Source organism: Paenibacillus sp. FSL R7-0128 (assembly GCF_038002245.1).
GTDB classification, from domain to species: Bacteria; Bacillota; Bacilli; order Paenibacillales; family Paenibacillaceae; genus Paenibacillus_AQ; species Paenibacillus_AQ silagei.
Genome location: NZ_JBBOCD010000001.1, coordinates 3821002 through 3834556, shown reverse-complemented (window position 1 = coordinate 3834556; position 13555 = coordinate 3821002). Strand labels below are relative to the sequence as shown.

Genomic DNA, 13555 nt, shown 5'->3' with positions numbered 1-13555 from the left:
TCACATATCCGTCTCTTCGGAATGCGTACCTTCGTCTGAGCTATGCTCCTCCATATGACCTTCCCCGCTCTGCATGTCCATGTTCATCATATCCTTGTTCTGCTTCCATTCATGGGAGGCCAGCTCTCCGGCAGTCAGCACAGTGCCTAGCGCCTGCTCCTTCACGAATGCTTCTGCTGCCGCCTTGTCCTTGAAGCTGATCACTCCATAAGCCATCGGCGTACGCAGAGAAGCGTCATACACATAGCTCGCCTTGCTGAATTCAACCCAGCTCTTGTCGTTATAGTCGCGGACATAATCCATGCCGATCTGCTCCGTGCCGTTGCTCTTCTTCCACTCATTCATACAGCCGATATCGTCGAACTTGTAATTCTTGCCGTCCTTGGTCGTTAGCTGAGTGGCGAAAGCATCATCCTTCACCTGCATATTGCAGACCACACAGATATCGACGTCTTCATTAATCGCTACCGGCTCGTATTTCTTCTGTCCGCAGGCCGCGAGGATCACCAGACTCATTGCTACCATCAAGACCAGACTCCATCGTTTCATAATCGCAGTACCCCCAAGTATATGATTGTAATTACGGATAGGAACAGCAGCAGCCAGCCCGCTACCATGACCGTGCCCTGTCCGCCTGCCGCCTGATCCGGGCTAACCGTACCTGCCTCAAGCTGCATGAGCGGCGCTGAATCGGTGGACCACCCTGCCGAACCGCCGGTGTACATATCGCTCAGGAAGGTCATCCCCGGTGACTGGAAAAACAGCTGATACGCTGCATTCCCCGCAACCAATTCCTGATAGAAGGGGTTGATCGCATATTTCAGGTCGCTGACCCCATCCCCCGTGAGATCCAGTCCGCCAAAGGCATCCCAGTAATTCCCGTTCATCTCATTGTCCCTGCTGCCTGTGGCCTGGGCCTCAATGACGTTCGCAACAAACCCGTTACGCTCAAAGCGGTTGCCCTCTGCATTCTCGAACTGCACGCCGATATAGTTACGGAGCACCAGGTTCTGCTGCAGCTTGTTATCCGAGGACTGCTGCATGTAAATCCCCACCCGGTTGCCTTCGACCTGGTTGTTCATAATCGCGGAATTCCGCACATCGTAGAGCAGAATTCCCTGTGAATGCACATTCCGGCTCTGCTTGCGGAAGGAGTTCCCGGACACCACCACACCCGTAACACCCATCACCATCGCGCCGGTAATGTTGTATTCACCGGTGTTGTTAGTGACCTTCGAGCCATTGATATACATGCAGTGGACCCCGTACCGCAGATAAGTAAGCTTGTTCTGGTCCACCACCGTATTGCGGCTGTTCTCCAGATAGATGCCATCCCGCAGATAAGCGATGTCGTTGCCCCGGATCACAGCGCCGTGAGAGTTATAGAGATCGATCCCGTTGCCTCTCGTTCCCGGTGCTTCTCCTGTGGGGATGAACCAGCTTATTGAATTATCCGAGATCACCCCGCCATCGGCTTCACGAAGCAGTATGCCGTACCCTGCCGAATGAATGACCAGCCCCTTCAGGGTGACCTTGTCCGCTTCAACGCGTACAGCCGCCGCTTCCCCGTCATTATTCTGCTGAATCTTCAGGTTCTCAAGCCTTACACCGTCTGCCGTGATCAGCACCGCCGCCTGCTCGTCCTTTACCGTATGCAGCAGAATCGCCTCGCCGTTACCATTAATCATCACTCGCTTATCCAGCCGGACCGGACCGGAATAGGCTCCCGGAGCCAGGGTGATTAGATCTCCCTCACGGGCTGAGTCGATGATGGGCTGGAGCGGAAGGACTCCGGTGCTGGTGTCTGCGCTTACAATGCTGCCATGATTGAAGGAGCAGATTAACATGCCTAGAATCATGAAGACGAGAACCCTGATGCTGATGGAGCATTCATACCTTTTCACTACAACATTGTTCACCCCCACTGTAGGATGGTTTCTTGTGCAAACCCGAATTAAGTGTAAATAAAAGGAATTGAAGTGCCTATAGCCCAAACTGGCTATAGCGGCTAGAGTCTGTGACCATTCTGTGATTTATATCATATCCTCTCTTAATATTCGAAAAAGACACTCTTTAATTAAAGAGTGCCCATTTCCAGCTAATATAGAAGCCGTTACATGCTGCGGGACTAATCTTTTACCGGGGTGGAAGGATGAAGCTGTTGAATGAGCAGTATCCCGTCATACTGTTCGCGCGGGATCATTGTCTCATTGAGGACTCCCCATGCCTTGGCGGTACGCGGGGTGTACATCCATTCTGTGGTTGCGCTTAACGTGGTGTCTCTTAAGTTGATAAACTGTGCAGCGCCTGTTTCTTCACCCATAATCTCTTCAAGACTTCCCTTGTCATGCGGCATAATCTGCTCCACCTTACCGTTGTTCTTATGCGCACTTCCTTCATAAGCATATAATCCGATCACATAGTTATCTTGCTTCAGGGACCAAGGCAGCAGCTCCCCCATCGTAGGATAGGGTGTCTGATCATAACCGAATCCATTATGCTCGGTAATCATCGTAGAATTGTGTTTGCGGATATGGTAGTTGTGTCCCCACAGAATAATCTTTTCCCCCGGATAGGCTGTGTTTGCGAGCCAAGCCACATTCCCTGCCATCACGCGATCTCTCTCATAGCTCCCCTGCTTAACGTTCTTCTCCGGGTCTACCCCGGCCAGCAGCTGTACAATATGAGGATGGTAATAATCCAGCATATCGATCCTGTTCTGGAGGACACGCTCAAGAGTTGGCACCAGCTTGGGCTGTTTGGGATAGACTTTGCTCAATGAAGCCTTATGTTCTTTCACGAATGCCTGGAAAATCATATATTTGCTCTTGATTGCATCCTTCTGGGCTGTAAACTCTCCGATATCATCAATCATATTAAGCTTCAAATACCATTCTTCCGTCCGGGTAAACGCTTTGGCTTTAGAAGAGTCCACCCCGGCAAACCATTGTTCAACAAATGTAATAAAAGAGTCTGTGGCGGCCTGGGAGTCAAACCCGGTCAGCATCAGCGGATGATCTGTACGGCTCTGCTCCACTATGTACTCGAACAGCGGCAGATTCTCTTCCACCTGCCATACGCCGTAGATGGAGTTCTCCATCATCTGTTGCGGCTTCAGCTCCTGAACCTGTGTATACGCTGCGGCAGCATCCGCCAGGTTGGACTCGAAGGCGATGACGTTATAGCCCAGCTTTTCATGCAGATACTTAATTAGCCGGACCTTCACCGAATTATATTCGGTCGCCCCATGCGAGGCCTCGCCCAAGCTCACAATCCGTTTATCCGCCAGAATCGGCTGAAGAAACGCCAGATCGGAATAAGTGTCGCCCTTCTCAGCCTTAACAGTTGTGATGATGTTCGCAGTAGCCCGGACGTTCTCCTTCCAGCCGGCCTCGGCGGACATCGTACTCTTAACGTCAGCTGCAGGCGCCCCTTCCGCATGTACAGCTCCCCTAACGGTAATTAGAGTGAAACTGCACAAGACTGCTGACAATATTGCTTTGCGAAGCAATGGATTCATGATGTTAACCCTCCCTTTGTATATGTACTTCAGCTTATCAGGTGAAGGTTAAATCGAGCGTACTGCCCTGTTTAAAATTAGTTTAAAGCCGGACAGCTGTGGCCCAATGTATTCAGTTTTCGCATACGGTTGAACCCCAAAAAAAGCCCTTGAAAGTATCAAGGGCTGTAATGCCGTACGCCTGCGCTTAATGCTGAATTGCTTTGAACGACTCGGTCTGGCGGGTAATTCCCTGCTCTGCGGCGAAGCGCTCAATGCTGGATGCGCCGAAGAATCCATGGATGCCCTTCGTCCGCTGAATGACATAAGCCGCATCCTCCGGCTCGGCAATCGGGCCGCCGTGGCAGATAATCATAATCTCCGGGTTGACCGCCCGTCCGGCTTCGATAATCGCCTCGATACGCTCTACACAATCGTCCAGGGTCAATGCGGTTACAGCACCAATCGTGCCCTTGGTGGTGAGGCCCATGTGGGCGACCAGAATATCTGCACCCGCCTCTGCCATGGCCCGTGCCTGTTCAGGGTCGAACACATACGGGGTCGTCAGCATATCCAGCTCATGGGCGATGCGGATCATTTCAACCTCCAGGCCGTAGCCCATACCGGTCTCCTCCAGATTCTGGCGGAAGACGCCATCGATCAGACCAACGGTCGGGAAATTCTGCACACCGCTGAAGCCCTGCTCCTTCAGCTGCTTCAGGAATACCTCCATCACCCGGAACGGGTCGGTGCCGCATACCCCTGCCAGAACGGGCGTATCCTTGACGACAGGCAGCACCTCCGAGCCCATCTCCACTACAATCTGATTGGCGTCGCCATACGACAGCAAGCCTGCCAGTGAACCGCGTCCTGCCATTCTGTAACGCCCGGAATTGTACACAATCAGCATATCCGCTCCGCCTGCCTCACTACTCTTGGCGGTAATCCCCGTGCCTGCCCCGACACCAAGAAGAATCTTACCCGCCTTCACCTCTTGCTTGAATCTGTCCATAATCTCAGCTCTGGTCTGCTTATTCATTAGTAGCTCCTCCTTAATGTGTGGTTCAGGCCTTCGCGGCCTGCATGAGATCAATCAGCTTCTGGGCTGCTGCCCCGGCAAAGGCCGGATCGTTGATCGCCTCGTCCATTTCGATCAGTTCAACCCTTGAGCGGTCCACCTGCCGGCGCAGGGTATCGAACAGCATCCGGTCCTCTTCAGGGCCGTAGAAGGGCTGACCCTCCACATCAATCGCCGAAATACCGCCAAGCGGCAGCATAAGCACCGTACTCTCCGTTGCCATATTGAGCTTCTCGGCGAGCTTCCTGCCGAGCTGTTCATTCTCTTCCACGGTCGTCCGCATCAGGGTGACTGTAGGATTATGATGATAGAATTTGCGATCCTTGAACTTCTCCGGTGCGGTATCCGCCGGTCCGAAGTTGCACATATCCAGGGCGCCCACCGAGACGACCTGCGGAATACGGTTGCGGCCTGCGGCCTCCAGGCGGTGCGGTCCTGCATTTAAGACGCCGCCGATCAGCTCATCCGCCCATTCGGTGGTGGTTAAATCCAGCACCCCTTCAATGAAGCCCGCTTCGATCAGCGCCTCCATCGATTGTCCGCCGATTCCGGTTGCATGGAATACCAGCACCTCGTAGCCGCGCTCCTCCAGGTATTTGCGCGCTTCGGTCACACACGGTGTGGTCACTCCGAACATGGTGGCTGCGACCAGCGGCTTTTTCTCCGGTTCATAGTCTGCTTCGAACATGAGCATGCCCGCGATGGCAAACATCGCATTGCTGAATATTCTCGTCGAGATCGAATTGAGGCCTGAGACATCCACGACAGACGGAATCATCATAATATCGCTGGTCCCGACATAGGGGGCGGTATTTCCGGAGGCAACCGTGGATACCAGCACCTTCGGTACGCCGATCGGCAAGGCTCTCATGGCTGGGGCAACCAGTGAAGTTCCGCCGGTGCCCCCGAAGGATATGATGCCGTCAAATTTCCCCTCCTGGTATAACCGGGGAACAAGCTTCTCCAGCCCCTTGGACAAGACCTCTGTAGCTAACGCCCGGTCCTTCTTCGCGGCAAGCTCGTCCAGCTCCACACCTGCGGCGGATGCGACCTCCCGGTTAGACACATCGGGTTGAAAGGCTGGCTCGAATACACCGGTATGGATCATCAGGGCTCTGAGGCCCAGCTCCTCTGCAAGCTGCTTGATGTACAGATACTCCTCACCCTTCGTATCAAACGTTCCAGCTATGGCGATCGTCTTCATTCTGTGGCCTCCTCGTATACGAATCATAGATTCATCATACCGGGCATTTTTATGGATGAAAACGCTTTTATGTTCTATGTTTTTGTGTTTAGGTTAGATTTGTACTGCTTGGGCGAGCTGCCCATCAGCTTTTTGAACATTCTGCTGAACTGGGCATAGTCGGGGTAGCCGACCATTGCGGACACCTCGGATAATTGCAGATGCGGGGCGTGGAGCAGGATGGCAGCCTTTTGTATACGGAAGCCGACCAGATAGTTCTGGAAGCTGCACCCTACCTCCTTTTTAAACAAGCTGCTCAGATAACTGCGTGACACATGTGCCACCTTGGCCAGATCCGCGAACACTACTTCCTCGCTGTAGTTCTGGGCGACATACTCTTTGACGAATTCTACGTAATCGTAATGCCGGGTGATGCCGCTGAGCATTTTGACCATGAGATCATCCTCATCCAGCTTGCCCAGGCGCTTGAAATCGCGGGTTATGGCTGTAATCGACTGCTCGGAGGGAATCCGTTCAAAGGCAGAGCCGCCAATGTAGCCCATAATCTGCGTGTTGCTGCTGTACATATACTGGACGTCAACCGGAGTCTTGACCGGACCGCCGTAGATCATCTTAATGACTTCAGGCTTAACCTCTCCGCAGGCAGTGAGAATACGCAGCGCCTTCGCCTTGGCAGCTTCCAGAGAGACCACCTTCCGTGCCCCCAGCAATCCGCCTACGGTCAGGCCGAGATGTACACAGATCACATCCGCTCCCGCCTCTGCCATCTGGACCGCCTGGGCTTCGTCGAAGACGAAGGCCACCGTGAACAGCTCCTGCTGATGAGCCAGACGTATAGCCTCCACCTCCCTGTCATAGCTGATGCCGTCTTCCTCCAATGCCTCTCTGAATACCCCGTCGATCAGGCCGACCGTCGGATAATTATTCACTCCCGCGAAGCCTCTGGCCTTAATCTCTTCTATATACAGGGACATTTCTCTCGTTGGATCATTCGCATTCAGCCCGAACAGCACTGGAGTGTCTCTCACCAGCGGCACAATCTCCTTCGAGGCAAAATCCATTACCATCTCATTGCTGTTGCAGAAGGGCAGGAACCCCGCCAGCGAGCTTCTCCCCATCTGCCGGAACTTGCCGGAGTTCAGCATTAGAATGAAGTCTGCTCCGCTGTCAGCGGCAACCTTGGCTGTAATTCCCGTACCTGTCGAGACACCAATAATATGGTTGCCTTCGCGCAGCTCTGACTGAAGCCGTACCAGTATGGCTGTTCTGTTCAAGCTCTATCTCCTCATCTCTCCAGCAGAATTCCCAGCAGAACATACGCAAGCATGATCCCGCCAGCTGCATAATCCATCCGTGCATATTTTAGCACCCGATAGGAAGTCCGTCCCTTCCCGTTCCCGTAAGCCCTTGCCTCAATCGTCATCGCCAGCTGCTCCGCCCGCGCAAGGGTGGTGACGAGCAGCGGAATCACTAATTGGATGTAAGCCTGTATCCGGTTAAGGCCTTTGGTATCCTTGATATCATACCCTCTGGCCTGTTGCGCCACAAGAATGCGGTCCAGCTCCTGGGTAATGGTGGGGATAAAACGAATAGCCAGCATGACCGTCAAGGCCAGCGCTTCTACCGGAACGCCCAGACGGGATAACGGCTTGCACAGCTGTTCCAGACCTTTGGCCAGATCGAGCGGTTTCGTCGTTAATGTCAGGATGAGAGCAAGCGAGACCAGGAGCAGAATCCGCCAGAGTGCGAAGAGCTCATTCCTGAGTCCTTCCTGGTTGAACAGGAGATGATAGAGCATTGGCAGCAGCAGGATGAACAGAAGCGGCCGCAATGCCCGTAAGAGCATTCGAAATGAAACTCTGGACAAGAGGAGCTGTCCTCCCGCGAGAACTGTCGCTGCAATGTATCCTGTAATCGCCTGGAGATGCATACTGCCAATTGTGAAGGCTACAAGGATGAGCAGCTTGGTTCGCGGATCAAGCCGGTGGATGACAGAGTCTGAGGGGACATACTGCCCGAGTATGATTTTATCCGTCATCGCTCAGAGATCCTTTGCCTGCCACATAGCACTCACCGTCCGAAAAATCTCTGCTTCCTTGCAGCTTGCAGGCCGTGGCTTCGCTCCAGATACTTCCTCAATGATTCTCAAGAGCTGAATCGGTTCCGGTGCAGGCAGACCCGCTTGCTCCATGCAATCTGCCTGCTTCAGGAACAGTTCGTTTGCCTCCCAATGTCCTAACAAGCGGCCCTGCCCCATAATTATCACCTCATCCGAGTATTCGGCAACATCCTCCAGCTGATGGGACAGGAACAGCACGGTCCGCCTGTTCTCCTCCTGCCATCTTTTTAGCCTTCTGAGCAAGTCGTTCTTGTTCCCGGGATCAAGCCCTGCGGCAGGTTCATCCAGAATAAGCAGCTCCGGCCCGGCAATCAGCACAGAAGCGATAGCCACCAGCCGCTTAAGTCCTCCACTTAGCTGTAAGGGATGCTGCTGGAGCAGCGCTGCGGGTAAGCCCAACTGCTCCATAACCTGCCGGATCGCTTGCTCCACGTTCGCCCGGGATTCGCCCTTCATGGTAAGCGCAAACGCCAGCTCCTGATTGACCGTTGCCGCAAATAGCTGCTGCTCAGGATACTGAAAGACATAGCCGATGTGCGGAACAGCCTTCAGCCTGCCTTGCGGATCGCTTGGCAATGGCTGCTGACGATACGTATATTCGCCTTTTGAGATTGGCAGCAGACCCTTGAATACTTTGGCGAGGGTGGATTTGCCGGCCCCTGACTTACCGATAACCGAAATCCATTTGCCCTCCTGAAGCGTGCAGCTTACCGACTCAAGAATGTCCCGCCCGTTCATCTTCACACTTACATCCTGCAATGCGTAGACCATAAGGTTCTGATCGTCTCCTTCCATTCTGCTTGCAGCGGAACGTCCAGCCCGAGTGCCTGAAATAATCTTACGGCAAAAGGAGGCGCAAGCTGATGCTCCTTCATGCTTACACTGCTGAACAAGCCGGAGGGCGTCCCGTCAAAAGCCAGCTCTCCCCGGCTAAGCAGCAGCACACGGTCAGAAGGCAGTATCTCATCCATATGATGGGTAATGTGGATGATCGTCTGCCCTTGCTGGTGAAGCGTGTGCATCACCTGAAGAAGGTCCTGCCTGCCCTGTGGATCAAGCATCGAGGTGGCTTCATCCAGGATGAGGATGGAGGGCTCCATTGCCAGAACAGCTGCCACGGCAACCCGCTGCTTCTGCCCGCCCGACAGCTGATGCGGAGCGGCGTCCATATAGTCTTCCATATGAACGGCTTGCAGTGCACGGGTTGCCCGGTTGAGCATTGCGGTTCCCGGGACACGCAGATTCTCCAGCCCGAAGACCACCTCATCCAGCACGGAAGCCGTAATGAACTGATCGTCAGGATTCTGGAAGACCAGTCCGGTCTGCTCGCGGATGCTTACGAGATTCTGGCGCTCCGAGGTACTCAGCGCTCCCAGTCTCACCTCTCCGGCTCTTGGCAGCAGCAATCCGTTCATCAGCTTGGCGATGGTGGATTTACCGCTGCCATTCGCGCCGATGATGGCAACGAATTCGCCTTGGCGTATGTCAAAGCTGAGCTGACGGAGAACCGGCTGCCCTCTCCGGTAAGCAAAATCGACCTGGTCAAAAACGAGCATGGGCGAAACTTCTTCCTGCACGGCCTTCTTCATGTCAACCCCTCTACCGCGCGGCTCTTCATGAGCTGGCGGGCGATTTTGCCGGAACCGGTGTAGCTGAATCCCTCTACGTTAATCAGCTGCTTAGGCAGCTTATAGCTGGCCAGATAGGGGCGGCAATACTTCCTGATCTCATCGAGCGTAAGCCGTTCCTGACCCTGCCACTGTATCAGTAACGTTACCTGCTCCCCCCAGCGTTCATCCGGTATGCCGAACACCATCGCCTCCCGGATATCCGGATGGCGAAGCAGCACCGCTTCCACTTCTTCCGGGAACACCTTGAGCCCCCCGCTCTTGATCATACTGCCCGCGCGTCCTGCCAGGCGCAGATGCATCTGCCGGTCCTGATATACGTAATCTCCTGTGCGCAGCCAGCCGTCCCGGAATACCCGCGCCGTCTCTTCCGGCAGGAGATGATATCCGGAGAAGATCATATCGCTGCGGATGTATAGCTCCCCCACTGTGCCTTGAGGAACCGCGCGGAACTGTTCATCGCAGATCAACAGCTCTACACTGCTGAACGGCTGGCCCAGAGAGTCCTGCGGCTCCGCTCCGGTAAGCTCCAGATAGCTGATGTAGCTGGCTTCAGAGGAGCCGTAATACTCATAGAGCCTAACCCCGTTGAACCTCTCGCGGCACTTAGGTATTGAAGACACAGGCCATTTGCCGCCGGAGCTAATCAAGGCCTGAATGGACACCTCGGCGTTGCTGTACTCCGCTTGGCGCAATAACGCCTCGGTCATAGCGGGCACAACGAACAGAATCATATCCGGTACACGGGAGCACAGGGTGAGCACACGCTCTGCATCGAATTCCGGAAGGAGATGGAACGTGGCTCTGCTGTACAGGGATTGCAGCAGGGCGAACAGCGACAGCGAATGCACGAACGGCCCGGGCGCAAGCACATGCTGCATCCGGTTCAGGCTGAACGCCTTCTCTGTAGCCTCCAAGCTGCTGAACCACGACTGATGGGTCCGCATATACCCCTTCGGGATACCTGTGGTGCCAGAGGTATACCCGATGAACAGCAGTTCAGGGCTATCTGCGGCTTCAGCCTCCGGCCCGAAGCCTGCTACCCAAGCCTCATAGCTGCCGGAGACCTGTCCCCTGCCGAAATATAGCTGGGGAATTCCACTGTAACGACCAATCAGATCAGCTGCGAAGCATACTTCACTTACAATTAGCCCTGGAGCGCATTGCCGGATGACCTGTTCCAGCTCTGCTGGAGACCATTTCGGGTCCAGCAGTACGGGAGTGCAGCCTGCATAGATAGCACCCAGGACAAATTCGGCGAATTCCATGCGGTTACCGGATAGAAGCGCAACGGTCTGATTCGTGTGTCCGCCCTGCTGCAGACCGCTGGCAACCTGCTGAACCCGCTTCGTGAGCTGCTCATAGGTACAGTCTTCGTGTCCATCTGAAATTGCAATACTGTTAGGGACGAGTGCGGCACGGTCCAGAATGTGTTCTGCCAGATTCACCGGAATCTCACGCCCCCCTCTTCTCCTCAACCGGACTGAACGCCCGGAGCTGCATGGTGATGACAGCGGCCAGCAGAGCCTTGATCAGATCTCCGGGCAGAAAAGCCGCAGACCCGGCAAGTCCGGTCCAGAGCGGAGTATTCGTAATCCAGGCCATGGTCGAAGCGCCGATTAGATTAACAAGCAGAACGCCAAAGATCAGATTAACGGCGAACAGCTTCCAGGCCCGGAGCTTCGGCCAGACCGCTTCAGCGAACCAGCCAATCAGCCCGGCGGCCAGCGGCCAGCTGAACAGATAGCCTGCTGTCGGTCCAACGAGTATGGCCAGCCCGCCGCGTCCGCCTGGTAATACCGGCAAGCCTAAAGCGATAAGGATAAGAAAAATGATCAGGCTGAGTGCGCCTGTCCGCCAGCCCAGAAAACAGCCGGCCAGCATGACGCCAAGCGTCTGGGCAGTGACAGGTACAGGAATAATGCCTAAGGATACGGGCGGAATCAAGCCCAGCACCGCGATAAGCGCGGCGAATAAGGCCGCATAGACCAACTCTTTGATTCTCAATTCAATAACCTCCACAAGATAAGATACAGGAATTGGGCGGCCTTCCGGTCAGGGAGTCCAGCCAACAAGCTGAATTATAGTGGAGGACGCCTTCATTGTAAACCATAAATTATTATTAGGTTCACAATTATGATGTGAGTATACCTGATTTTTCTAATGATCCTAAGCATGTTAATATATTTAAAGAGATGAGATCGGAACGTTATACTTGTGGAGGGTTATAGGCATGACAGTTAAAGAACATATCCTGGCCTTACTGGATAGCAATAAGGGTGAATACTTCTCCGGCGAGGACATCGCCGGGCGGTTATCCGTGACGCGCAGCGCAGTGTGGAAGGCCATCAAAGCGCTGCAGAGTGACGGCTATTCCATTCAGGCCGTCACCAATAAGGGATACTCCCTGTCCCCGCAGACGGACATTCTGTCCGCCGCAGCGGTCGCCAAATACCTGGATGCCAGGGGGCAAACGCTGCGGCTTGAAGTTTTCAAGAGCGTGGCTTCCACGAACGAGCTGATGAAGGCGCTGGCTTCCGGCGGTGAAGCGGAAGGCAAAGTCATCCTCTCGGAGGAGCAGACTGCCGGGCGGGGCCGGAAAGGCCGGCCTTTCTTTTCCCCTGCGGGGACGGGCATCTATATGAGCATTCTGCTGCGACCCCGGCTGTCGGCGGCAGATGCTACGCTTCTGACTACCTCTGCTGCCGTTGCGGTGGCTCTGGCGATCGAGAGTGTGTCCGGCCTCAGCACGCAGATCAAATGGGTGAATGATGTATTCATGAACGGTAAAAAGGTATGCGGAATCCTCACCGAGGCTTCCCTGTCCCTGGAGAATGAGTGGCTGGATTATGCCGTACTCGGGATCGGGATCAACGTGGCACTGCCCGCAGCAGGCTTCCCCGCCGGACTGTCTGAGATTGCAACCTCTATCTATCAGGCCGGCAATCCCGAAGGGGATTTGCGGAACCGGCTTACAGCCGAAGTGCTGAACCGCTTCATGGGCTATTATGAGCAGCTTAAGGAACGGCTGTTTCTGCCCGAATACCGGCAGCGCATGATGTCGCTGGGTGAGACGGTCATGGTTGTTAAGGAGCATCAAGAGCAAGCGGCAACCGCCGTTGATATCGACAACGACTGCCGCCTGAAGGTCCGGTATCCGAATGGCGACGAGGAATATCTGTCCAGCGGCGAAGTTCGTATTCTGCTCTAACACTTAGAAACCACAATTCGCAAGAGATGCTTGCGGGGGGTGGTTTTTTTGTGCCGTTATTCCGGCTCGGATATTTGACATGTGAATTGATTATCGATATAGTGTGAATGGATTCACACCACATATTAAAGGAGGAAGCGATGCCAAAAAATACGTTCTTTCGATTGGATGAAGCCAGGCGCGAGGAAATATCGAACAGGGCTATGCAGCTTTTTGTGGATCATCTTTACGAGGATATATCGATGAAGATGGTGCTGGATAGCTTGTCCATGCACCCCGGAACCTTCTACCGTTATTTTGAAGACAAGGATGACCTGTATTGTCACTTAATCCGTAATGTGACCCGGAAAAGAGCTGCGTATTTTAATAACAGTACTGAAGATTCCCTGTTCCGGTCTTTCCTTACCGGCTTATTTGGTAACGTGAATGGTACGGTGGCCGAGCCGCTGAATGAGCTGGAGATCAAGCTTACTGAGACTTTTTTACACATTCCCGAGGACATACTGCTGAAAGTATATCTGAACGTGCTAAAGGGCGAGTCCTTCCCCTTGATTAAGGACATTATACGGCGGCTGAGGGTGGACGGATATCTCCGGCCTGATATTGACGATGACCTGATTTCATTTATGTTTGAATCTATGCAGTTTAATTTAGTCATGTTCTATAGGGAATTCGGGATTAAGGATTCTCAGATGCAGCATAAGCTTAGCAAATACTTTGCTGACTTTATGGGTCATGGTCTGCTTGAAGATCATAAATATTCCGAGCTGGTTAGCGATATTAAAAAAGCAAAGGAGTAGAAGTGTATGAACAAGC

General features: G+C 53.8%; 13 protein-coding genes. 2 read left to right on the top strand and 11 right to left on the bottom strand.

Annotated features, from left to right (window positions below):
- From NST26_RS15810 to NST26_RS15760, 11 genes are all read right to left on the bottom strand, one after another.
- Entirely contained in the window at positions 1-549 is a 549-nt protein-coding gene (locus tag NST26_RS15810; protein ID WP_340952885.1) for a nitrous oxide reductase accessory protein NosL, read from the bottom strand.
- Positions 546-1904 (bottom strand): right-handed parallel beta-helix repeat-containing protein, encoded by a 1359-nt coding sequence (locus NST26_RS15805; protein WP_340952887.1) that lies wholly within the window; start codon positions 1902-1904, stop codon positions 546-548. The genes NST26_RS15810 and NST26_RS15805 overlap by 4 nt, the downstream gene beginning before the upstream one ends.
- A gap of 224 nt (positions 1905-2128) precedes the next feature.
- Positions 2129-3520, bottom strand: coding sequence for an erythromycin esterase family protein (locus NST26_RS15800; RefSeq protein ID WP_340952889.1), 1392 nt, complete (start codon positions 3518-3520; stop codon positions 2129-2131).
- A 187-nt stretch (positions 3521-3707) separates the two neighbouring features.
- The gene (locus tag NST26_RS15795) at positions 3708-4538 is read right to left on the bottom strand and encodes a phosphoenolpyruvate hydrolase family protein (RefSeq protein WP_340979434.1); all 831 of its coding nucleotides are present in this window, start codon (positions 4536-4538) and stop codon (positions 3708-3710) included.
- Between the two features lie 25 nt (positions 4539-4563).
- Complete coding sequence (locus tag NST26_RS15790; protein WP_340979433.1) at positions 4564-5781, bottom strand: Tm-1-like ATP-binding domain-containing protein; 1218 nt, start codon at positions 5779-5781, stop codon at positions 4564-4566.
- A gap of 74 nt (positions 5782-5855) precedes the next feature.
- Positions 5856-7055, bottom strand: a complete 1200-nt coding sequence (locus NST26_RS15785; RefSeq protein ID WP_340979432.1) for a phosphoenolpyruvate hydrolase family protein — start codon at positions 7053-7055, stop codon at positions 5856-5858.
- 11 nt (positions 7056-7066) lie between these two features.
- Positions 7067-7819, bottom strand: a complete 753-nt coding sequence (locus NST26_RS15780; RefSeq protein ID WP_340979431.1) for an energy-coupling factor transporter transmembrane component T family protein — start codon at positions 7817-7819, stop codon at positions 7067-7069.
- Between the two features lie 3 nt (positions 7820-7822).
- Positions 7823-8671 carry an ATP-binding cassette domain-containing protein gene (locus NST26_RS15775; RefSeq protein WP_340979430.1) on the bottom strand — a complete coding sequence of 283 codons (849 nt, stop codon included), beginning with the start codon at positions 8669-8671 and terminating at the stop codon, positions 7823-7825.
- A complete protein-coding gene (locus NST26_RS15770; RefSeq protein WP_340979429.1) occupies positions 8647-9489 on the bottom strand; it encodes an energy-coupling factor transporter ATPase in 843 nt (280 codons plus the stop codon). The genes NST26_RS15775 and NST26_RS15770 overlap by 25 nt, the downstream gene beginning before the upstream one ends.
- A complete protein-coding gene (locus tag NST26_RS15765) occupies positions 9486-10976 on the bottom strand; it encodes a class I adenylate-forming enzyme family protein (protein ID WP_340979428.1) in 1491 nt (496 codons plus the stop codon). Before NST26_RS15765 ends, NST26_RS15770 begins: the two co-directional genes overlap by 4 nt.
- A gap of 7 nt (positions 10977-10983) precedes the next feature.
- Positions 10984-11535 carry a biotin transporter BioY gene (locus NST26_RS15760; protein ID WP_340979427.1) on the bottom strand — a complete coding sequence of 184 codons (552 nt, stop codon included), beginning with the start codon at positions 11533-11535 and terminating at the stop codon, positions 10984-10986.
- A 226-nt stretch (positions 11536-11761) separates the two neighbouring features.
- Between NST26_RS15760 and NST26_RS15755 the strand changes: the two genes are divergently transcribed.
- Together NST26_RS15755 and NST26_RS15750 are read left to right on the top strand one after the other, a co-directional pair.
- Positions 11762-12739 (top strand): biotin--[acetyl-CoA-carboxylase] ligase, encoded by a 978-nt coding sequence (locus tag NST26_RS15755; RefSeq protein ID WP_340979425.1) that lies wholly within the window; start codon positions 11762-11764, stop codon positions 12737-12739.
- Between the two features lie 140 nt (positions 12740-12879).
- Positions 12880-13539 (top strand): TetR/AcrR family transcriptional regulator, encoded by a 660-nt coding sequence (locus NST26_RS15750; protein ID WP_036727030.1) that lies wholly within the window; start codon positions 12880-12882, stop codon positions 13537-13539.
- Positions 13540-13555: the final 16 nt, after the last annotated feature.